The sequence below is a fragment of the Humibacillus xanthopallidus genome (genome assembly GCF_006716675.1).
GTDB lineage: Bacteria > Actinomycetota > Actinomycetes > Actinomycetales > Dermatophilaceae > Humibacillus > Humibacillus xanthopallidus_B.
Genome location: NZ_VFPM01000001.1, coordinates 1,037,361 through 1,059,229 on the forward strand (window position 1 = coordinate 1,037,361; position 21,869 = coordinate 1,059,229).

Consider the following 21,869-nt stretch of genomic DNA (forward strand, 5'->3'; position numbering starts at 1 on the left):
CTGAGGGCCGCGACCGTGCTCCAGCCCGCCGGTGGCGGACCCCCGCCATGGCGCACAACCGCCGCCGGCCATTGTTCCGCACCGCGGCGCAGATCGGCACATTGGGGCGCACACCGGGTCACCGCGACCCGACCTCCCCATCCGCCCGATCCGTCATCACCCACCCACGGCGTGGTCCCTGCCAGCGAGGCCCACGCACCCACCCTTCGGAGGACCCATGCGCCCCAACTGGCGTACCACCCTGGGAGCAGCGACCGCAGCGGTGCTCGCCGCGACCGCCGCAGCTCCCACCCATGCCCTGGGCTCGAGCACGCCCGGCCAGGCCGACCGGCCCATCGTCGGCTCGGCGGAGTGGACGGCGTCAGGAGGCGCAGCCACCGGCGTCCCCGTCGGCGCGTCGACGCCCCGCACCGTCACCCTCGTCACCGGCGACCGCGTCGTCGTCTCCGGCGCCGGCACCGACTCGCCCTCTGCCGTCGTGCTCCCGAACGCCGATGGCACGACGCCGACCGTCGAGACCCGGCTCGTCGGGCGTGACCTCTACGTCTACCCCGAAGGCGCCGCAGCCGCCCTCGCCGCCGGGCGGGCCGACGAGGAGCTCTTCAACGTCACGGGCCTCATCGCCCAGGGCTACGACGACGCACACACGAAGAACCTGCCCCTCATCGTCACGTATGCCGCCTCCGTCGACGTCGCCCGGTCGGCCCCGCCGGCGCCTCGCGGGTCGGGCAAGGGCCGGGCGCTGCGGTCGATCGACGCGGTCGCGATGGCAGCCGACAAGGCGAAGGCGAAGGACTTCTGGGCCGACGCCACGAGCAGCAGGAGCGCCGCGGGGTCGAAGATCCGCAAGGTCTGGCTCGACCGCCGTGTCACGGCGCTGCTCGACGAGTCGACCACGCAGGTGAACGCGCCCGCGGCTTGGGCGGCCGGGCTGGTCGGCAGCGGCACGACGGTCGCCGTCCTCGACACGGGCGTCGACGGCCAGCACCCCGACCTGGAGGGGCGCGTCACCGACTCCAAGGACTTCACCGGCTCCCGCGGCGGGGCGCTGTCCGACCCCGACGGCCACGGCACGCACACCGCATCGACGGTCGGCGGTTCCGGCGCCGCGAGCGGCGGCCGTGAGAAAGGGGTCGCGTCCGGTGCTGACCTGCTCATCGGCAAGGTGCTCAACGACTCCGGCTCCGGCGCCTCGTCGTGGATCATCGCCGGGATGGAGTGGGCTGCCACGACCGAGCACGCTGACGTCGTGTCGATGAGCCTCGGCGCCTCCGGCGCGCCCGGTGACTGCACCGACCCGATCGCGTCCGCGGCGCAGGAGCTCTCCGAGTCGACGACGAGCCTCTTCGTCATCGCGGCCGGCAACGCGGGGCCGGGCACCAACACCGTGTCATCACCCGCCTGCGCCCCGGCCGTCCTCGCGGTCGGCGCCGTCGACAGCAGCGACAAGACGGCCTGGTTCTCGAGCCGCGGCCCCGCCGCCATCACCCACACCCTCAAGCCGGAGATCGCGGCGCCGGGTGTCGCGGTCCTCGCGGCCCGCTCGGGCGGGCGCGGCGACGACGCCTACGTCGCGATGTCGGGCACGTCGATGGCGACGCCGCACGTCGCCGGCGCCGCTGCGATCGTCAAGCAGGCCCACCCGACGTGGACAGGGGCCCAGCTCAAGGCCGCTCTCGTCTCGACCGCGAAGGCGGACGTGCCCGGCGACGTGCGTGAGACCGGTGCCGGGCGCCTCGACGTCTTCGCGGCGACCGCTCCCGCCGTGACGAGCTCCCCCGTCCAGGCGGGCACCTTCCCGTGGCCCCACACGGCGGCCCAGAGCACCACGGTGGCCGTGCCCTACACCAATCTCGGTGCGACTCCGGTGACCCTGTCACTGTCGGTGACCTCGGTGACCGGCGACGACGGCACGGCGCTCAAGTTCTCGCCTGCGTCCCTCCAGGCGGCCACCGTGACGGTGCCCGCCCGTGGCACCGTCACGGTGCCCCTTGCCGTCGACCCGTCCGTGAGACTCGAGGCGGCGCAGTACGGCGACGTCACCGGCCGCGTCGTCGCCACGACGCCCGACGGCCACACGGTCTCCACCCCGTTCAGCCTCTACGTGGCGCCCCAGACGGTGACCCTGACGATCCGCATGACCGACCGCCTCGGCCACCCGGCCGCCGGCAGCTCGTCGGTCGACGTCGTCAACACCGACTCGCCCCGCGGCGAGCGCCGCTACAACGCCGGCGCCGTCGAGCAGTCGTATGCCGTCCGTCCGGGCACCTACCTCCTCTCGGGTTTCGTCCAGTCTCCCGACGCCGAGCCGACCGCGCCGACGCTCGACTCGATCGCGTACTTCGCGCGCCCGGAGCTCACGGTCACCGGTGACACCACGGTCGACTTCGACGCACGCACGGCCCACGAGATCACCGTGAAGACCGACCAGCCGAGCGTGGCCCGCTCCACGACCCTGGCCTTCACCCGGCAGTGGTCGGACCAGTGGGTCCATGCCGGGTCGATGTCCGGTGGCTCGACCGTGCGCTCGGTCTTCGCCGACGTCCAGAGCAAGCCGCAGAACGGCACGTGGGAGCTCGGCACCTTCGAGCGCCGCCTCGCGCCGGCCGTCAGCTCGATGACGGCCGCCGGACTGACCCTGCACCCCACGGTGCCCGACCTCTCGGCAGCGGGCCTCGACGGCACGGGTAGCGCTCCCCTCGTCGACGGTGGCAGCGGCACGGCGACAGACCTCACGGCAGACAAGGTCGGCGGCAAGGTCGCCCTCGTGCGCCTCACCTCCGACTACGGCAACCTCACCGCCGGCATGGTCCGCGCCGCCCAGAGCGCCGGCGTCAAGGGGCTGCTCCTCTACCGGCCGGTCTCGGGCCGGTGGGCACCCTCGGCGGGGCTCGGCCCGGTGGGCGTGACGGCATACTCCCTGCCGGTGACCGAGGGCGAGGCCCTGCGCAGCGCCCTCGCGGCGGCCCCCTCCGGCCAGCTGACGGTCGCGTGGACCGCCACGGCGCGCAGCCCCTACGTCTACAACCTCGGTTTCACCGAGACGACGCCCCTCACCGACGACAAGACGTACGTCGTGCACGACCGCAAGCTCGGCCGTACCGACGCCACGTACACGGCCATGGGCCTCGCCGGGGCGTTCATCGACTACGTGCAGGCGCGCCGGCCCAGCGGGATCACGCTCGGCGTCTCGGGCTTCAACGCGGTGCCGGTCCCCGGCGCGCGTACCGAGTTCTACACCGACGGCGGCACGGAGTGGACGTCGTTCGTCATGTCGAGCCTGCCGTGGGGTGAGTCCATGCTCGGCACCTGGCACCGCTACCCCGAAGCCAGCGTCCGGACGGAGACGTGGCACGCCGGCGTCGTGTCCCCGACGGCGATCCAGGACAGGAACGGGGTCGAGAAGCTGACGGCCGAGCGCCAGGGCGACCTCATGGGCTTCGCGCCGCAGCTGTGGGGCGACGGCTTCGGGCACGTCGCCGCGCCGGGGGGCTTCGGCGACGCGGGCTCTCTCGAGCTGAAGAAGGACGGCCAGAGCATCGGCACCAGCCCCTTCCCCTCCGGCGTCTTCGAGGTCCCGGCCGGTGCCGGCCGCTACGAGCTGACGCTGAGCCAGTTCAAGCTCCCCTCGGCGGCTCCCATGTGGAAGCGCTCGATGCAGGTCACCACCACGTGGGGCTTCGACTCTGTGCTCGAGCCGGGCGTCTTCTCGCGCGGCCTGCCGCTGATCTTCCCGCGGGTCGCCCTGCCCGAGGACGGCGTCAAGACCGTGCCGGCGCAGGCCGGGCTCCTCCTGCCGGTCCGGCTCACCGGACACGCGGGCTACACGCCCGGCGCCATCACGTCGCTGCACGCAGCGACGTCCTACGACGGCGGCACGACGTGGACCGACGCGACCGTTCGACACACGGGCGACGACTGGGACGCCGTCGTGGACCACACGGGAGCGTCCGGCAAGACGGTGACGCTGCGCGTCACGGTCACCGACGCCAACGGGGCGACGGTCACGCAGCTGACACAGGCGGCATACGCCGTCCGCTGACGCCATCGAGAACGGCGAGCCGCCCAGTCCCACAGGGGGATCGGGCGGCTCGCCCGTGCTCGAAGGCGGGCACGCTCCGTCGCACTGAAGAACTCGGCGACGTGCCGGGCAAGTGCCGGGCCGAGGATCGCCTTGCCGCGGGCCACCGCCGTGATGGCACGGACGATCTCCGCCTGGTTGGAGCCCTCGAGCGGGCAGCCCTCAGGTCCCGGCCTGCATCGCAGCGAAGACCGTCGCGTCGTCCTCATTCATCGGCGGCGGTCGCGCACCGCCGCAATGGGTCGGTCACACCTATACGTCCGTTGACGTAGCGCGGTCTCGTGCAATGGACGGCGGCGTGAACGCCAGCCCAAAGCCATCCTTTCCCTGATCGCACCCCAGGGAGAGCTCATGAGTCCTGCACTGACCTTGCCCGACGTCTCGCGCGTGCTGCTGGGTGGGCCTGCCGTCAGGGCCCACGGACGGACAACCCTTTCTCGCCTCGGCCAGGTCTGCGCTCTCACCGGGGTCGGGACAATCGCCTACGTGCTGGTGGGCTACCCCGCGGTGATCATGGCATGGAGCCGGCTGAAGGGTGAGAAGACGAGCGCACCCCCGTTCGTCCAACCGGTGAGCATCGTGATCTCGGCTCACAACGAGGCTGAGGTGATCGGACCGAAGCTCGAGAGCCTCGCGCACGGGAACTACCCCTTGGACCAGCTCCAGGTGATCGTGTCGGACGACGGCTCGACCGATGGCACTGCCGACGTCGTGCGCTCGGTGGCACCTTGGGCGCAGATCGTCCGGGTGCGGGACCGCACGGGCAAGATGGGAGCGATGCAGCGTGCCATGCGCCGAGTGCGCCATGACATCGTCGTCTTCACCGATGCTGAGAACATCCTCGATCCACACGCTCTGACGGAGCTCCTGACCCCTTTCTGCGATCCGGACGTCGGGGCCGTCAACGGTGCCTTCCGCCCGGTGGGCGGCTCGGAAACGGTCGGCACAGGCGAACGGCTCTATTGGCGCTACGAGGATGCGATCAAGCGAGCAGAGGCCAACGTCGGGAGCCTGACGAGCATTCTCGGCGCCCTCTTCGCCATCCGGACCGATCTCGTCCCTCAACTGCCGGTGCAGCTGATCAACGACGACTTCTTCCTCGGTATGCACGTGGCCCGCCGGGGGTTCAAGGTCGCCTACGCATCAGGCGCAGTCACCTGGGAGAGCGGTGCCGCCTCGTTGACGGGTGACGCCGTCAGACGTGCTCGAATGACGGCCGGCCGCTGGCAGACCGTCCGCCACTGGCGTGAGATCCTCCCCATCCACTCCCCAGTGGTGATGTGGCAGGTCCTGTCCCACAAGTACCTGCGCCTTGCCCTGCCCTTGGCAATGGGTGCAGCCCTCGTCGGTTCGGCCGCCGAGGTGATGGCCCAACGGTCAGGATCACGAGGCCCAACCCGCGCCCAGCTCCTGCTCGGAGCGCAGCTGGGTGGCTACGCGATGGCTTTGGCCGCCGACCGGATTCCGTCGGAGCTCGGTCCGCTGCGGGGTGTGGCCCAAGCCCTGAGATACCTCGTGCGCAGCAATCTGGCCTCAGCGGAGGGGTTCTGGAAGTTTCTGAGAACGCCCGAGGACCTGGCTCTCTGGGATCGCGTCGACAAGATCGATCGCGCCGCTTGAACCAAGGGTGCATGCCCGGGCGATCAGTCGCGATCTCCTCGTGAGCGGGCAGCGCAGCGAATCCCTCATCTTTGGGTGAGCATTTCGCCTGATCTGGTGACGCACGCCTCATCGTCGCGCGCCTTCTCCTCACTGCGGGACCTCTACGTCACTTGACGTATGCCGCACTACTACCAGCGGCGGGTCCGTTGGAGCGTGGCCGGCTCCAGTCTTCTCGCATCACGGCAAATCGAGGAGGACATCATGGCGCTTGCACCGACCCTGCTCAACAAGGGCAGGCGACGCACCCCTGGACGCCACCGGCGTCCGCGTGGCGTTCAGATGCACACCTCCCTCGTCGCCGCGACTGTGCTCCCCACCCCCGGACCGTCTGCGCCCCCTGTGGCGGTCCGGGTGGTGGGGCCCCTGGCGCCGGAGGCGGCGTCGGAGATGTGCGTGTGGTTGTCGAAGTACCCCGTGCGGCCCCGTCGTTCGGTCCGTCGATACGAGAAGCTCAAGAGACTGACGGACCTGACAGTGGTCGTCGTGCTCGCCCCGTTGTGGCTGCCTCTGATGGTGCTTGTCGCTGCGGGAATCGCGTTCTCGAGCCCAGGAGCACCGGTCCTGTTCACCCAGAAGCGGACCGGCCGCGACCTTCGTCGCTTCGTCATCTACAAGTTCCGGACGATGGTCCCCAATGCCGAGGAGCTGAAGGCCCAGCTTGCGCACCTCAACCTCCGCACGTGGCCTGACTTCAAGGTGGATCCCGACCCCAGGGTCACCGGCTTCGGCCGGTTCCTGCGGTGCACGAGCCTTGACGAGCTACCACAGCTGTTCAACGTCCTGAAGGGCGACATGTCGCTCGTGGGCCCTCGACCGACCAGCCTTGCGCCCGAGGCGTACGAGCAGTGGCAGTTGGCGCGGTTCGGCGGACCTGTGGGCCTGACCGGGGTGTGGCAGGTCGCCGGCCGCGCACACCCGTCGTTCGTTCAGCGCGTTCAGCTGGACCTCGCCTATCTCGATCGGGCCTGCTGGCGCCTCGACCTCGAGATTCTCGTGCGCACGGTCCCGGAGCTGCTGCTCCGTAAGGGCACCTGACTCCACGGCCAGAGATTCCGTCCAGCGCGTCCCGACCGTCCGGGTCGGATCCGACGCCTCATCCGACGTCAAGGAGAGGAACCCCCACCATGAAGGCAGTCGTCACCGGTGCCGCCGGATTCATTGGGAGCGCACTGTGCCACTCGCTGTTGGCCCAGGACGCCCACGTCGTTGGCATCGACAAGTTCACCCCGTACTACTCGCCGGAGCAGAAGTGGCGCAATGTCGCTGGACTCCAACGAGATCCGCGCTTTCGCCTCGTGGTGGAGGACGTGGTCGACGCCGACCTTCCCGCCCTCTTCGGCGATGCAGACGTCGTCTTCCACCTCGCCGGTCAACCCGGCGTGAGGACGAGCTGGGCAAAGGGTTTCGACGAGTATGCATACGACAACGTGTGTGCCACGCAGAGGGTCCTGGAGGCAGCGCGTGAACGCGGCGGTCTTCGCGTGGTCTACGCCTCGAGCTCCTCGGTCTATGGCAACGCCGTCTCGTACCCCTGCCGCGAGACAGACCTGCCGGCGCCCTTCAGCCCCTACGGTGTCACCAAGCTCGCAGGTGAGCACCTCGCGGTGCTCTATGCGAAGAACTACGGAGTCCCGACGGTGTCCCTGCGGTTCTTCACGGTCTACGGGCCGGGACAGCGTCCCGAGATGGCCATGGCACAGATGATCGAGGCAGCCCTCACGGGCAGCACATTCAACCTGTTTGCCGCCGCGGGGGCCATCCGCGACTTCACCTACGTCGACGACGTCGTGCGGGCCATCATACTCGCGGGGACCGTCACCGACCTGCCCCCGGGACTCGTCGCCAACGTGTGCGGCGGAGAGCCTGCCACGATGGTCGAAGTCCTCGAGTGCCTTCGCGGCATCCTGAGGGAGGACTTCCCTGTGACGACATCTGCGTCGGTTGCCGGTGACGTGCTCCGAACCGGTGGTGACAGCGGTGTCGCACAGCACTACTTGGGGTGGAGGCCGCGCACGCGACTCGCGGACGGGCTGCTCCAACAGGTGCTGCGGCGGCGCCGTGAGCTGGATGTGACCGCCCCACGAGTGGACGGCTGGGGCTCCCCTGTTGCTGCCGAGCCCGCCCCGGCCATGGTGGGACCGGCTCCGGTCGCTGCTGGTCTGGACTGAGCCGTCACGTGTTGCCTCACCTGCCGACCGCGGGCGTGCTACTCGTGGACCTCGCCCGCTCCAGCGGCGGCGCGGAGACGCGAGTTGTCGACACTGCCAAGGGGCTTCACGACAGAGGCCACGAGGTGGCCGTGGTCTGCCTCAAGGGGAGCCGACTGGCGGACGCGGTGCGTCAGGTCGATGTCCCGGTGTTGGCTGTAGCGCGATCGAAGAAGGACCCGCGCCTCGTGTTCGCGCTCCGGCGCCTGCTGCGCGAGCACGATGGCTGGGTTGTGGACGTGCACAACGCACAGTCGCAGCTCGCCGTCCACCTGGCGGGGAGGGGGAGACTGCCGTCCGGACGCCTCGTCGCAACCATCCACAGTGAGTACAGGGAGTCGGAACGACGACCGTTGGGCTTCTCGGCGCACGAGGCCGTGCTCAGACGTACGATTCGATCCGGATGGCGTCTGGTCGCCGTGACGACGAGCGTCCGTCGCAATCTGGAGGAGTTGGGTGCCGCGACCGGCGACATCGACGTCATCTGGAGCGGGATCGCGGGGCGTCGGTGCGCCGCGGCGGCGGGCGGCAGCACCGTCCGCGAGCAGCTCGGCCTCAGGCCACATGATTTCCTGGTCGTCGCCGTCGGGCGCATGGTCGCCGTCAAGAACTTCCAGTTGGCGATCCGCGCGATCCATCAGTTGCACAACACCCTCCCTGCCGCGCGGTTGCTGCTCGTAGGCGACGGACCAGAGCGTCCCAAGCTCGAGCAGCTCGCCCGCGATCTGTCCGGACCATCCGACCTCGTGCGCTTCGCTGGGCACCGCGACGATGTTCCCGATCTCCTCACTGCCGCCGATGCGATGGTCATCACCTCGACGACTGAGGGCCTGCCATATGTGCTGCTCGAAGCTGCAGCAGCTCGCACTCCGGTCGTGAGCACCAGGGTGGGCGCCATGGCGGAGGTCTTCGGTGACGGAGCCGTGGCCTTCATTGCAGCGGGCGCGGAGAAGCAACCTGCCGGAGCACAGCTCGTCGCCGATGAGCTGTTGTCACTTGCCCGGTCCCCCTCGCGACGGGAGCTCATGGTGGCGCGCGCCGAAGCTCTCCAGCGAGACCGCCTCAGCCTGAGCTCCATGCTGACGGCGACGCTCCGGACGTACCACCTGACCAGCGGCCCGCAACCGGAGCCGACCCCGATCACTCTGGAGATCAAGGCATGACGAGTCATCACCAGGAAGCTGGCCACGTCGACCGCCGCCCCGCACCTCGGGAGGAGATGCTGTCGACCTCCGGCACCGAAGGGCTCCATCCGGCGCCATTGCGGACACTCGGCGGTCCCCCTCCAGCGCAGGAACATGGCATACCCGGGCGCCTGGTTCTCTGGACGCTGCGTCGATTCTGGTGGCTCATCCTTCTCACGGGGTTGCTGTTCGGACTGCTGGCGGTGGTCGGCCTCCGCTCGACGAACCCCGGCTACGAGTCGCAGGCACGTCTGCTCGTCGGCCAGCTGACCGGCTCGACGGACTCGTTGCGGGCGTCGGCGTCCTTGGGGCAGACGTATGCGGACGCACTTGGTTCCGAAGCCGTGCTTCGACGTGTCGGCGCTGCCGCCGGGCTTCCCGACGGTTCGGCCGACAAGCTGCTCGCCGCGGCCGACGTGACCTTCAACGACAAGTCCCGCATCCTCAGCATCGTGACCACCTGGCCCGACGCCGCGACCGCTCACCGGCTCACCGGCCTCTTGGTCGAGGAGGTCGAGCGACTGAAGGCGAAGGGCCCGTCGACACCGGGTGTGTCGGACCCCACTCCTGACGTGCGCGCGCAGGAGAACACTCGTGAGGCGAGTGGCGTCCTCACCCTCATCCAGGCGGCCACCCTGCCGGACCGCACCATTGAAACGCACCAGTCGGCCATCGCGATGCTGGCGGCCGTGGCGGGAAGCCTGGTTGCCTTCACTCTGCTGTGCTTCTCCGTCGCTCAACGGCACCGGCGGTGCACCCGGGTGCGATCGGTCATGGCGCCCTCCGACTATCTGGGCAGCGTGACGCGCAGTCGCCGCACCCCCGCCCGTCACGACCCGCCGACCGCCCTTCTCGGTCGAGGACGTCGGGTCCATGAGTACGCGGAGATCGCAGCTCGCATCGAGGTGCGGGCGACGACCTTCCCCCTGGACTCGCTCTGCGTCGTGGGAACACGAGGAGGCCCGAGCGCTGCAGAGGTGGCGATCAACGTGGCGGCGGTGCTTGCCATGCCCGGTCGCCCCGCATCCGTGGTGGACCCGACGGACAGCGTCCACTCCATCCGACTCACTCGGACCCACCAGTCCGTGGTGCAGGTGGGATATCCGCAGGAGGAGAGCGACATTGCAGAACGCTTGATGAGCTCGTCGGGCAGCCGAGGCGAAGATCTGCTGGTGCTGACCCTCCCGTCGCTCGTGTCTGCACTTGCAGGCCCCTGGTGGCTCAGCGCGAGCAACGGGGTGGTCCTCGTCGGTTCCTACGACGATCCGACGGTCGAGCGGGACGTGCTTGACTCCATGGACGCCATCGCCCGGCGCGGCGGCCGATTGATCGGCGTCATCCTGCTCCGCGCCGGACGTCCGATCTCGCGATTGCTGACACCACCCGAGAACATCACTGACGCATGAGGCCCCCATCCCGTCGACCCCACCTCCAGAGTGGTTCACCGTGATCGCATCGATCACCGCGCTCCTTGCCGTGACTGTGGCACTCGTCCTCGTTGCGCTGCTCGTCGCATCTCTCGCCCTCACCGGCCCCGACTGGGTGACGGCGGTGGCGGTGGGGATGCTGTTCCTCAATGTCGGGGTGCTGGCGACCCTTGCTGGCGGGTCGTCGATCACCCCGATGCTGCCCTACCTGCTCCTGCTGCTGCCCGCGCTCTACCAGGTTCTCGTCAACCGTGCACCGGTGATCTGGGGATGGCCGATGACAGCCATGCTCACATTCGCACTGGTCGCCGCTCTCTCCACGGTGGTCTCGTCCCGGCCGGGGGACAGTTTCCCCACTCTCGTCCAGTGGCTGCTGGAGGGACTCATCTTCTTCTTCGCCCTCACCAACAGCATCCGCACGCTTTCCGCCTTGCGACGCTGCATCCAGGCTCTCGTGGTGGCTGGAGCAGTGGTCGGCCTCTTCGTCGCCTACCAACAGCGCCAGGGCAACTTCTACGACACCTACCTCGGGCTGGCTCAGGTCTCGGCGCCGTACGACATCACCTCGTCGTCGTCCTCCGTGCTCTCTGACGGAGTGGCGGACGGCAGTTTCCGCGCGGCCGGAATGCTGGGAGAGCCCAATTTCTTCGCGATGGTAATGACGGCCCTGACTCCATGGGCGGCATACCTGGTCATCACCGCGCGGGGTCTGGCGAGGCGAATGGCCTGGGCCATTGCGGGGATGCTCGCGAGCTACGCCGTCTTCGTCACGTACTCGAGGGGGGCTCTCCTGGCTGCCGGAGCGGTGCTCGTCCTGCTGGCACTCTGGGGCGTGCTGCCCCGCAAAGCCCTGATCTATCTCAGTGCGGCCGGCGCGTTGGCCGTCATGGCCGTTCCAACGCTGGCGGATCGCCTTGCGACACTTGGCAGCCTCGCTGGCGGAGGGCCGAGTGAGGACGCTTCTGCAGCGGGGCGGCTCTCCGAGGTCGAAGCGGCGTGGAACGTCTTCGCAACTCACCCGTTCGTGGGGGTCGGGCCGGGGCAGTTCCCCCTGTACTACCAGCGGTACGTCTCCCTGACCGGGGGGAGCGTTCACAGCGGAGAGGGAGCACGCAACGCCCACAACATCGTCCTGGGTCTTGCCGCCGACATCGGGCTGCTCGGGCTGGGAGCCTTCGTCATCCTGGTGACCGTCGTCGTGGTCGGCCTCGCCCGCGCCCGGAGTCACACGCGGCTGCGCGGTGTGGCCACAGCCGCGCTCGTGTCCGTCTGCTTCTACCTGGGCTGCAGCGCATTTCTGCATCTCGCCTACGCCAGGTATCTCTGGCTCTACCTCGCGCTGTCGACCGCGATCATCAGCCTGGCCCTCGGAGAGGACACGACGGATCCACCGACAGGCAGCCAGCTTCGCGATGCGGAGGCCGAAGACCCAGGAGCGCCGAGTGGACCAGCACGACACCGGCTCCAAGGAGCGGAACTTCCGCTGAACGGCCCACGATGAAGGACGCGCAGGCTGTGACGTCCCCATCGTCAGCCGGGACCACGTCGACACACTCGGCGCTCCGTGGCTCCTCACTCCTTCTGCTCGGCCGCCTTCTGGCGATCGGCACGGGCGTCGTCATCCAGGTCCTCATTGTTCGCTACCTGCCGCAGTCGGCATTCGGCGCGTTCTCGTACTGCATCGCCCTGACGACACTGCTCACTGTCGTGGTGTCCCTCGGCATGGAGCAGACCATGTCTCGCTTCGCCGCGATCTATGACGAACGAGGCCAAAGAGACCAGTTGGCGGGGGCCATCCTCTTCTACCTCGCAGTCGTCGTCGTCCTCGGCGGGCTAACGGTGGCCGCGGCGATTCTCGGTCGGGAACAGCTCGAGCGCACCGTCATCCAGGACCGTCAGAGCGCCGAGCTGCTCGGCATCATGGTCCTCCTGGCTCCGCTGCAGGCCATTGACACCCTGAGCAGCACCCTCTTCGCCGTCCACGGTCGTCCCGGAGCCATCTTCTGGCGCCGCTACGTCATCACCCCCGTCCTGCGGATCGGGGTCGTTGCCGTCATGCTCATGACGCAAGAGTCGGTCTTCGTCCTGGGCGTGGGCTATGTGGCGGCGACCGTCGTGGGGCTGCTCATCTACCTCCCCCAACTCTGGGCCCTGCTTCGGGAGCGGGGCGTCATCGCCAGGGGAACACGGCCGGTACTTCCTGTGCGACCGCTGCTCGCGTTCACCAGCTCCGCGGTCTTCGCCGACCTGCTGGCCATCACGCTCTTCGCGTCGGATGCCGTGATCGTGGGCTGGATCTCCGGGCCCGAGGAGGTGGCAATGCTGCAGGCCACCCAGCCCCTGGCGAGCGGCAACCTCGTCATCTTCTACGCCCTCATCCCCTTGTTCATCCCGGCCGCGTCCCGCTTGTTCGCCGGCGGCGACCGCCCAAAGGGTGAGCAGCTGTATGCGACATGCTCCCTGTGGGTGGCCGTCTTCACCTTCCCCGTGGCCGCGCTCACCATCGGGTGCGCGGCCGTCGTCACGGAGACCCTGTTCGGCCAGCGCTATGCCGATGCCGCCGTCATCCTCGCCATCATGTCGGTGGGCCAGTACCTGCTCGCTGTCTTCGGGCTGGGTGGCCTCACCCTCAAGGCGCACGGCACCCTCCGCAGCCTTGGAGTGGCGAACGTCCTCGTGACCGCGATCAACCTAGGTGTGAACATCGTCCTCGTGCAGCACCTCGGCGCCTTGGGCGCTGCCGTCGGCACGACCGTGACCATTGGCCTGCTCACCCTCGTCAAGTTCTTCATCGTGCGCCGCGAGCTGGGCATGTCACCCGTCGACCGACGGCTCACGCGAGCGCTGCTCCAGGTCGTCGCTCTCACCGGCACTCTGCTGGTCATCAATGTCGCTCTTCGCCCAGGCCTGGGCGTCGACATCGTCCTCGTCGTGCTGGCTTCCGTCCTTCTGCTCTGGACCAGCCGTCGCGACCTGGCACTCCTCCACGTCTTTCCCGAGGTCGCCAGGGTACCGCTCCTTCGCGCGCTGTTCCGCGGGCCGTGAGGCGCAGCCGGACGAACGAAGGACGGCGAGCGCTGGCGGGCTCGGCCGGCATCGCCGTGCTGCTGGTGCTGTGCTCGTGCCAGGGTCCCGGCGCCGGCGACCGGGACGTCACCGTCCCGTCCGGGCGCCCAGCAAACGTGCCCAGCGCTGGTGTGACGGGGTGTTCCGGGGCCCGGCCGTACGCCGACACCAGCCCCTGGAACACCCCCATCCCACCCAACCCCACGATCGACCCACAGACCCCCACCTACCAGAACACCCTCACCACCACCGGCCTCACACTCACCAGCGACGTCGACCAGTACACCATCGGCCTCTACTGCGTCACCCCCGACACCACACCCACCACCGTCACCTTCTCCGGCTACTACTCCGACTACACCTCCGGCACCCGAGTCAGACACGGCTACGCCCCCACCATCACCAACCTGCCCATCCCCACCACCATCACCCCACCCACCGGCACCGACGCCCAACTCGTCATCTGGGACCAGAACGCCGGCATCGAGTACGGCTTCTGGCAGTTCGCCTGGACCAACGGCCACGCCACCGCCACCAACGGCTACGCCATCCGCACCGACACCACCTCCGCCGGACGCTTCGCCGACGGCCTCGCCGGCCGCGGAGCCGGACTGCCCTACCTCGCCGGACTCGTCCGCCCCACCGACATCGCAACCGGCCACATCGACCACGCCCTCGCCTTCGCCTACCCCTTCCCCTCCCACCAATACACCTACCCCGCCTCCAAAACCGACGGCAAAGGCACCACCGGCACCGACCTGCCCGAAGGCACCCGCCTCCAGCTCGACCCCACCCTCACCACCACCGACCTCACCAACCTCGGCCTCACCCCCACCGCCGTCATCATCGCCCAAGCCCTCCAGCGCTACGGCATGTACGTCGTCGACAACTCCGGCTCCGCCAAGGTCTACCTCCAAGACCGCACCTCCGCAGCCTGGGACACCACCACCACCCGCACCATCCTCAGCACCATCCCCTGGAACCGATTCCGCGCCGTCGGCGCACCGGGCAGGTCGGCCTTGCCCCCCGGCTCCACGGCGGGCGCGACATCCGGTGCTCCCTGAGATCAGGACCGATCTGCACCCAGCGCCACTCACGTCGTGGGCATGAACCTGGAGTCGATGTGGATCTCGTCCGCTGTGGCGTCCAGCGTGTTCGTGCTCGCCATGACTCCCACCCGGATCGTCGTGATGTCCACCGTCGTGGGCACCGGGGTGCTCGACGTCCGCGCGAAGGGGGTGCCGAACGGCTGGCCGGCCTTCGTCACGAAGCCCTCGAGCAGGATGCTGCCGTCCGACACCCGTCGCTGGTGAAGAGCCAGTCGATAGGTCACCCCCGCCAGCAGCTTGACGCCGGTACCGATAGTCGTGTTGTAGTTGCGCAGCAGCAACGTGCCGTCCGCCTTGAGCCACAACGACCCTGTGGTGGGGGCTGTCCCGCCAGTTCCATTGAGCGACTGGACAATACGGGTGTCACCGGTCGCGAGAGCATTGACCCGGAAGGTGAGCGTCACATAGGTCTCCGGAGCCTGGGTCGGCAGCCGTTGCTCGAGGTAAGGGGCCGTCGTCCCGGGTCGGAACCGCGCCGAGGCCGAGTCCACGAGGGGAGCGGCGGTCTCGAGGGTGACCTGGCCGGCAACGGTGGTGGCGCCCAGGGGCCCCGTCAAAGACCCTCCCTCGAACGTGAGGTCTGCTTGACGCGCCCCGAGCACCACTGAGCTCCAGGCAGAGGCCGATGCCCCGACCGCTCTGACGCGGTACCACGCCACCCCTTCACTCGAGGCGTCGGAGTAGCTCGTCGTCCCGGCCGGAAGTGCCCATGTGATGGGTGCCGAGAAGTTGTTGGTCGACGCGCGCTGAAGCTCGAACCCGGTCTCGTCATTCGACTCGTCCTTCCAGGTCAGGTCAGTTTGCGACGGGCTGACGGGTGTTGCGACGAGCCCCGACGGCGCGGCGGGCGGCGGTGCGGGCGTCGTGATGCTCTGCGCAGGCGCCGGGGCGCTCGGCCCGTTCGAATTCGTGGCAAGGACCTGGTAGGTGTAGGTCGTGGAGGCCGCGACCGTCGAGTCGAGGTAGGTGGTGGTGGCAGGTGGCAAGGTGGCAAGCGTCATCCACGTAGTGCCGCCGTCGGTCGACCGTTGGACGCCATATGAGGCCTCGTCCGTCGCCGTGTCGGTCCACTTCAGCTGCACAGCCGTTCCGGACATCCCCACGGTAAGACCTGTTGGACTCGACGGCGGCAACGTCATGCTCGCCGGTGCCGGTCCTCCGACGATGTGAACGGAGTCGATGTTTGCGTCGAGCACCGGAGGCGTCGTCGAGGAGTTGCTCGTGGAGCCCAGGCGGACCTTGTCGGCCTTGCCGGTGAAGGTCGCAGTGGTGGTCTGCGCAAAGGGCGCCCCCAGGTCGGTGCCCTCGGGTGCCACCCACGCGGCGAGGACGCCATTTGTTCCGGTTCCACGGTTCTGCATGAGGCGAACGTGATAGGTCCGGCCCACCTCGAGGAGCTGGCTGGCGTTGCCGATCGGCGGGGAGCCGTTTCGCAGTCTCAGGGCCACGCCGCCGGTCACGGGGTTGAGCATGAGGTTGCCGACGTCCGTGATCTGCGAGCTGACGACAGCGACCCTGACCGCATATGCCGGCGCGACATTGAGACGCAGCGACAAGTCCACCGTGACGGCGTCGACAGCCGTCATCGGCTGGTCGATGTAACTGCCGGCATTGCTGATCCTGGCGGACTGGGCTCCAGTCACCGGCGTCACCGTGTCGAGCGAGACCGATCCGAAGGACCTCATCGCGCCATCCGCACCGACCACCCCTGCACCTTCGAACCCCATGCTGATGTCAGCCGTGCAGTCAGGCCTGAAGGGCGGCAGCGTGGGCGGCGGGGCGATCCCCGCCAGTGCATCCATCACGACCACGGTCGCCCGATCGAGGGCAGGGTCGTACAGCGACGACTGCCGAGTAGGGTCGCGCGGATCCGCCTTGTCCACGAGGCCCCACGGCCAGGACATGGTGCCGGCCGCGAAGACGAGCGCCCCGCTGGGCGCCGTGTACGCGGCCGCGTTGCTCGTCCCGGTGATCTTGTCGGAGCCGGTGAATGGCGACGCCCCCACCAGCGCGAAGCCGGTGTTGGCCGGCGGGCCGTAGTGGCAGGAGTATGCGTCAGCCTCGTAGCCGACCAGCCCTGGGAACCGTGACCCCACCACCACGGCCGCGGTATCCCAGGGCCAGCCCGAACCGACCTGTGGGACGAAGTCGGCATTCAGCGTCGAGCGGTCCGTCGAGCCCAAGAAGGAAACCCCCATCAACGACTGCGCGGGCCGGTTGACGGGTGGGTCCTGGAAACGGACCGTCCGAAGCGTTGGGTCAGCGATCGGGTCCAGGGTGCTGTAGCTGTTGTTGGGCGTGTTCTTGTAGACCACGAGCGTGCGGGCAGGGACGCCGCTGCTCGACGTCTCGAGGCGAGACTGCCAGTAGACGTCGTTGCCTCCGAAGAAGCCGATGTTCACCCCCTGGTCCCGCGCCTGCTCGAAGCCGTCGAACATCTGCTTGGTCCAGTACTCGTCGTGCCCGACCGACAACAGTCCACGGTGACCGAGAAGCTGCTGGGGATTCGTGCTGACGTCGACGTCGGTCGTGTACGTGAGGTCGTAACCCTTCATCTCGGCCCAGCGGATGAAGTAGCCCTCCCAGCTCCAGTCCGGGTCCAGGAGGCTCCCGCCGCCTGTGCAGGCATAGGGCCGGTCGAAGGAGACCTTCACGGCGCGGGGGGTGCCGGTGAGGGTCTTGACGGGAGAGCTCTGTGAGTCGTAGAGATTCTTGCCAGTGGCGGGCGTGCCCTTGCAGCCGACCTGTCCGTCATTGGGGTAGTTGTTGTACGCCTGATACGTCAGGACGCTCTGTTTGAAGAGGAGCGCCGAGTGCCGAGCGTCGTCCCTGACAACGAACTGCGCGTAGTTCTGGTAGCCAGCCGCGTTGGTGAGCAGGACGAGGTAGACGCCGCTCGTCCACGTGCTCGGGACATCCACGTGGAGGCTGGTGGACCAGCCACACTCGATCAGACCGGTGTCCGGCTGAGGACTACATGCAGGCTGCTGGATGCCGGGCACGTCCGCCATCGTCTCGATGAGTCGAGCACCCTTGCCGCCGTAGTAGCCGAGGCGAAAGACCTGCGCTGAGAAGGTCTGCGGGGGGTTGACAGAGACCTTGAGGTCGACCGCTTCGCCGAGGTTGACGCTCGTCGCAGACGCATAGCCCTTGATCTGTTGGCCGACATCGTCGGCCACGGGCTGCCCGTTTGCGCCGAGGACCCAGCCGTCGGACCCCGGCAGCGCGTTCTCCGTCACAACGGGGTTGTCCGGCGTCGACAGCGGCAGGCTCTCAGCGACAGTCGTGGCAGAAAGGCCGAGGACGGACAGGACTGCCGCGATGGCCACGAGGGCGAGCCACGATGGGGACAGGCGAGTGGGCATGCCGAACTCCGCGCATTCGAGACGGGAAAGTCGCGACGCACTTGTTTGGTCCCCGATGCCACTTTGACGCAGCAACCTCGAAAAGCGCCGCGCCCCCTGCTCTGCAGGCTATCAGGAGCAGTGGTCCGGGCACTCAGTTCGAGAAGATCTGCCCACCTATTGAGTTTCAAGTTGCGCCACCACGCGGCAGGTTCAAGACTTCGCCATGACACAGCCGGGCACACCCGCCGGCATCGAGGCGGTCCATGTCGCCCAGAGCCCACGAAGCCGCGCGGCACAGGCAGTCGGATGCGATGCGGAGCCCACTCCTCTCTGCAAGGACACGTCGTGAATCCCACGAATGCGCTTCGGAGGCCAGCAGCCGCGGGGGTGGCGGCGTTGTGCACCGTCCTCATCGGGGCAGCGACCTACTCGACAGCAGCCTCGGCCACACCGACCGCCACGACGGGCTCCGGCCTGACGGGGTGTTCCGGGGCCCGGCCGTACGCCGACACCAGCCCCTGGAACACCCCCATCCCACCCAACCCCACCATCGACCCCGCCACCGCCACCTACCAGAACACCCTCACCACCACCGGCCTCAAACTCACCAGCGACGTCGACCAGTACACCATCGGCCTCTACTGCGTCACCCCCGACACCACACCCACCACCGTCACCTTCTCCGGCTACTACTCCGACTACACCTCCGGCACCCGAGTCGGACACGGCTACGCCCCCACCATCACCAACCTGCCCATCCCCACCACCATCACCCCACCCACCGGCACCGACGCCCAACTCGTCATCTGGGACCAGAACGCCGGCATCGAGTACGGCTTCTGGCAGTTCGCCTGGACCAACGGCCACGCCACCGCCACCAACGGCTACGCCATCCGCACCGACACCACCTCCGCCGGACGCTTCGCCGACGGCCTCGCCGGCCGCGGAGCCGGACTGCCCTACCTCGCCGGACTCGTCCGCCCCACCGACATCGCAACCGGCCACATCGACCACGCCCTCGCCTTCGCCTACCCCTTCCCCTCCCACCAATACACCTACCCCGCCTCCAAAACCGACGGCAAAGGCACCACCGGCACCGACCTGCCCGAAGGCACCCGCCTCCAGCTCGACCCCACCCTCACCACCACCGACCTCACCAACCTCGGCCTCACCCCCACCGCCGTCATCATCGCCCAAGCCCTCCAGCGCTACGGCATGTACGTCGTCGACAACTCCGGCTCCGCCAAGGTCTACCTCCAAGACCGCACCTCCGCAGCCTGGGACACCACCACCACCCGCACCATCCTCAGCACCATCCCCTGGAACCGATTCCGCGCCATCACTCCCGACCTGACGCCCACCCCCACCTCGACCTCGACCTCCACCTCGACGTCCACCGCCACGCCGACCTCCACCTCGACCTCCACCGCCACGCCGACCGCCACCAACACAGTCCCCCCCTTGGTGGCGGACATGACCTTCGAAGCGCGCAGCCTCACAGGCGCGAGCGGCGCCTCCTATGTCGACGGCCCGGTGCAGCTCCAGACCGCGACCCCGATCGCGGGCGTCGCCTCGGCGCGCTTCCCAAGAGGCAGCACCGCAGCCGCCTACCTGGAGCAGCGCTTCACGTCGTCGTCGGAGCACTGGGTCGATCTCACGCTGCGCGTGAACACTCTCGCGAGCGGGGACACGAGGATCGTGCAGTCCCTCAATGCCACGGGTTCAGGCACGGTGACCACCGGATCGTTCTGGCTGAGGGCGGACGGCACGCTGCTCCTGCGCAACTACAACACGACCATCGGCTCGCCAGGCCCCAAGCTCGCGGCTCGCACCGGCTACCGGCTCCGCCTCCACCAGCGGACCAACGCGGACGGGACGATCCTGCTCGAGGGTTTCGTCGCCCCCGTGGGATCGGCCTTCTCGACGCCGTTCGCATCGGCCGCCTCGCTGAGCGCCCCCACGACCAGTGTCGCTGTGGTGAGAGTCGGCAGCATGGCCAGCAACAACACCCTCGACGCCACCGCCGACGACGTGCGCATCTCCGTGGGGCCCACGTCTCCCTGAAGCGGGGGCGCCTCCCCAACAGCGCCGATCTCACTCTCGCAGCCGTAGAGGCCAGGTCTTGCTGTCAGCGTGCTTGGTCATGAGCGCCGCCGCTTCGAGGCGCGAGTGCACGCCGAGCTTAGCGAGGAGGTGCTGCACGTGGGTTCGTGCTGTTGCGTGACGAATGCCGAGCTCGCACGCGATCTGTTTCGTCGTCAGCCCACGCGTCAGGCACTTCAAGACGTCCCACTCGCGCTCAGTGAGGAAGCGCAACGACCACAACGGCCCCTTGGCACTCGGCGCTGCGAGCGCCTGCTGGAGAAGACGGGCGTCTACCGCGACCTGCCCGCGTGCCGCGCGGGCGAGAGCGTCACAGATCTCGTCGATGGACCGCGTCTTGCTCACAAAACCGGTAGCTCCTGCCGCGAGAACCCCCGCCACGACGCCGGGCTCCGAGCTCGCGGAGAGAACGACCACGTGAGTCCGCGGACGACACGCGGTCATGCTGCTCAACGCCGCATGACACGTGCCGCCGGGATAGGAGTAGTCGAGCAGACAGGCATCTGGGTCGAGAGCGAGAACGGCGTCGAGCGCCCCCTCCGACGTCACCTCCCGCGCAACGACGTCGTGACCCCGCTCTGTCAAGGAGGCGCTCAGGGTGTCGAGCAGGACCTGGTGGTCGTCGGCGACCACGATCCTCACGAGCCCACCAGCCAAGCCACGAGCGGGATCTCCATCGTGGCCACAGCGCCGCCGTTCGAGCCGTTTTCCAGCGAGAAGCTGCCGTCACAGTCGGCCAGGACCGCACGGACGGTCGGCAGTCCCAGTGAGTGCTGCGGCGCGAGCCTGCCCAGACCAGGACCGTCGTCCGCCACCACGATGCGTGCGCGGCCCTCATGAGTGGAGAGGATCACGGCGACGTGCCCCTCGTCTCCCGCCGCGCGTATCGCGTTGTCGAGCACACAGAGCACGGCTCGCTTGAGCGCCGACTGCCGGACCTTCGCCCACGCTGCACCTTGGATGTCGATCGATTGCACGCACCGCACCCCGGCGAAGCCGAGGCCCGCAGCGTCCGCCACGACATCGCCCAGATCGACCACCGACGGGCCCGTGTCCTCGTGTCCGCCCAGCACGGACTCGACCAGAGCAGCGAGCCAGTTCACCTCGCCGAGCACCGTGGCCATCAGGGCGTCATCCCCTTCGCCGCCGGCGTCGTGGGCCAGAAGCCTCAGTGCCATGAGGTGCTGACGCATGTCATGGCACAGAGTTCGCACCGTCTCGCCATGGGCCTGGGCGCCGAAAGGCTCGGACTCGCCGATGGCGGGTAATTCTTCAAAGATTTTGGGCTCGCTGACGCGATCTTCGATGTTCATTGGTGGCCCCCCACCCTGTCGCTGGGCGCGCCCGGGCAGTTCCAGCGTCCCCACGCTGGCCCGGGACACGTCCCCCGAGGTACGGCTTGCGCTAGGCCCCCCGGCTGCGCTTTGCCTCGTCCTACGCATGCAACATAACCTGCGCCAGCGCAGTCGGGAGGTAATTGCACAGATGGCCGCGTCGGGCCGGAAATCTTTACCCGGCACGGCATTTCAGGCGATTGCGGCGAACATCGCCGCGTATCGCCCTCACATCGAGCACCAATGTCGCCCACCGATTTGTGCCGCCGTGCTTTTGCCCCCGCAGAGCCTCGCCGACAACCTCCTGGCCATCACCGCCGAGCAGTCATGACGGCACTCCTCTGGAGGA

General features: G+C 68.5%; 14 protein-coding genes. 11 read left to right on the forward strand and 3 right to left on the reverse strand.

Going from position 1 to position 21,869, the window contains the following annotated elements:
- Nucleotides 1-217: 217 nt before the first annotated feature.
- The 9 genes from FBY41_RS04430 to FBY41_RS04470 all read left to right on the forward strand — a co-directional run bounded on the left by FBY41_RS04430 (nucleotide 218) and on the right by FBY41_RS04470 (nucleotide 14,691).
- Nucleotides 218-4,042 (forward strand): S8 family serine peptidase, encoded by a 3,825-nt coding sequence (locus FBY41_RS04430; RefSeq protein WP_141842151.1) that lies wholly within the window; start codon nucleotides 218-220, stop codon nucleotides 4,040-4,042.
- Between the two features lie 390 nt (nucleotides 4,043-4,432).
- The gene (locus tag FBY41_RS04435; RefSeq protein WP_141842152.1) at nucleotides 4,433-5,701 is read left to right on the forward strand and encodes a glycosyltransferase family 2 protein; all 1,269 of its coding nucleotides are present in this window, start codon (nucleotides 4,433-4,435) and stop codon (nucleotides 5,699-5,701) included.
- A gap of 429 nt (nucleotides 5,702-6,130) precedes the next feature.
- Nucleotides 6,131-6,778: a sugar transferase gene (locus FBY41_RS04440; protein ID WP_141843142.1), complete on the forward strand. Its 648-nt coding sequence runs from the start codon at nucleotides 6,131-6,133 to the stop codon at nucleotides 6,776-6,778.
- A gap of 89 nt (nucleotides 6,779-6,867) precedes the next feature.
- Entirely contained in the window at nucleotides 6,868-7,911 is a 1,044-nt protein-coding gene (locus FBY41_RS04445) for an NAD-dependent epimerase/dehydratase family protein (RefSeq protein WP_141842153.1), read from the forward strand.
- A 44-nt stretch (nucleotides 7,912-7,955) separates the two neighbouring features.
- Nucleotides 7,956-9,113: a glycosyltransferase family 4 protein gene (locus FBY41_RS04450; RefSeq protein WP_141842154.1), complete on the forward strand. Its 1,158-nt coding sequence runs from the start codon at nucleotides 7,956-7,958 to the stop codon at nucleotides 9,111-9,113.
- Nucleotides 9,114-9,169: 56 nt separating this feature from the next.
- Nucleotides 9,170-10,540 carry a Wzz/FepE/Etk N-terminal domain-containing protein gene (locus FBY41_RS04455; RefSeq protein ID WP_185748880.1) on the forward strand — a complete coding sequence of 457 codons (1,371 nt, stop codon included), beginning with the start codon at nucleotides 9,170-9,172 and terminating at the stop codon, nucleotides 10,538-10,540.
- A gap of 76 nt (nucleotides 10,541-10,616) precedes the next feature.
- Nucleotides 10,617-12,062 (forward strand): O-antigen ligase family protein, encoded by a 1,446-nt coding sequence (locus FBY41_RS04460; protein ID WP_185748881.1) that lies wholly within the window; start codon nucleotides 10,617-10,619, stop codon nucleotides 12,060-12,062.
- Between the two features lie 14 nt (nucleotides 12,063-12,076).
- Nucleotides 12,077-13,606 (forward strand): oligosaccharide flippase family protein, encoded by a 1,530-nt coding sequence (locus FBY41_RS04465; RefSeq protein ID WP_185748882.1) that lies wholly within the window; start codon nucleotides 12,077-12,079, stop codon nucleotides 13,604-13,606.
- A 152-nt stretch (nucleotides 13,607-13,758) separates the two neighbouring features.
- Entirely contained in the window at nucleotides 13,759-14,691 is a 933-nt protein-coding gene (locus FBY41_RS04470) for a hypothetical protein (RefSeq protein ID WP_141842158.1), read from the forward strand.
- A gap of 29 nt (nucleotides 14,692-14,720) precedes the next feature.
- On the opposite strand, the gene FBY41_RS04475 is transcribed toward FBY41_RS04470, so the two are convergent.
- A complete protein-coding gene (locus FBY41_RS04475; protein ID WP_141842159.1) occupies nucleotides 14,721-18,101 on the reverse strand; it encodes a N,N-dimethylformamidase beta subunit family domain-containing protein in 3,381 nt (1,126 codons plus the stop codon).
- Nucleotides 18,102-18,428: 327 nt separating this feature from the next.
- Between FBY41_RS04475 and FBY41_RS23285 the strand changes: the two genes are divergently transcribed.
- Nucleotides 18,429-20,147 carry a hypothetical protein gene (locus FBY41_RS23285; RefSeq protein ID WP_185748883.1) on the forward strand — a complete coding sequence of 573 codons (1,719 nt, stop codon included), beginning with the start codon at nucleotides 18,429-18,431 and terminating at the stop codon, nucleotides 20,145-20,147.
- Between the two features lie 30 nt (nucleotides 20,148-20,177).
- Here FBY41_RS23285 and FBY41_RS04485 read toward each other — a convergent pair whose 3' ends face one another.
- Both FBY41_RS04485 and FBY41_RS04490 read right to left on the reverse strand, forming a co-directional pair.
- A complete protein-coding gene (locus FBY41_RS04485; protein ID WP_185748884.1) occupies nucleotides 20,178-20,828 on the reverse strand; it encodes a LuxR C-terminal-related transcriptional regulator in 651 nt (216 codons plus the stop codon).
- Complete coding sequence (locus tag FBY41_RS04490; RefSeq protein ID WP_141842161.1) at nucleotides 20,825-21,499, reverse strand: sensor histidine kinase; 675 nt, start codon at nucleotides 21,497-21,499, stop codon at nucleotides 20,825-20,827. The genes FBY41_RS04485 and FBY41_RS04490 overlap by 4 nt, the downstream gene beginning before the upstream one ends.
- Nucleotides 21,500-21,626: 127 nt before the next feature.
- On the opposite strand from FBY41_RS04490, the gene FBY41_RS04495 reads away from it, so the two are divergent.
- Nucleotides 21,627-21,851 (forward strand): hypothetical protein, encoded by a 225-nt coding sequence (locus tag FBY41_RS04495; RefSeq protein ID WP_141842162.1) that lies wholly within the window; start codon nucleotides 21,627-21,629, stop codon nucleotides 21,849-21,851.
- Nucleotides 21,852-21,869 lie beyond the last annotated feature (18 nt).

What these genes read in the sequence shown, in the direction of transcription:
- FBY41_RS04430 (WP_141842151.1), top strand. Translation starts at nt 218, where the DNA reads ATGCGCCCCAACTGGCGTACCACCCTGGGAGCAGCGACCGCAGCGGTG.
- FBY41_RS04435 (WP_141842152.1), top strand. Translation starts at nt 4,433, where the DNA reads ATGAGTCCTGCACTGACCTTGCCCGACGTCTCGCGCGTGCTGCTGGGT.
- FBY41_RS04440 (WP_141843142.1), top strand. Translation starts at nt 6,131, where the DNA reads ATGTGCGTGTGGTTGTCGAAGTACCCCGTGCGGCCCCGTCGTTCGGTC.
- FBY41_RS04445 (WP_141842153.1), top strand. Translation starts at nt 6,868, where the DNA reads ATGAAGGCAGTCGTCACCGGTGCCGCCGGATTCATTGGGAGCGCACTG.
- FBY41_RS04455 (WP_185748880.1), top strand. Translation starts at nt 9,170, where the DNA reads ATGCTGTCGACCTCCGGCACCGAAGGGCTCCATCCGGCGCCATTGCGG.
- FBY41_RS04475 (WP_141842159.1), bottom strand. Translation starts at nt 18,101, where the DNA reads ATGCCCACTCGCCTGTCCCCATCGTGGCTCGCCCTCGTGGCCATCGCG.
- FBY41_RS04490 (WP_141842161.1), bottom strand. Translation starts at nt 21,499, where the DNA reads ATGAACATCGAAGATCGCGTCAGCGAGCCCAAAATCTTTGAAGAATTA.
- FBY41_RS04495 (WP_141842162.1), top strand. Translation starts at nt 21,627, where the DNA reads ATGCAACATAACCTGCGCCAGCGCAGTCGGGAGGTAATTGCACAGATG.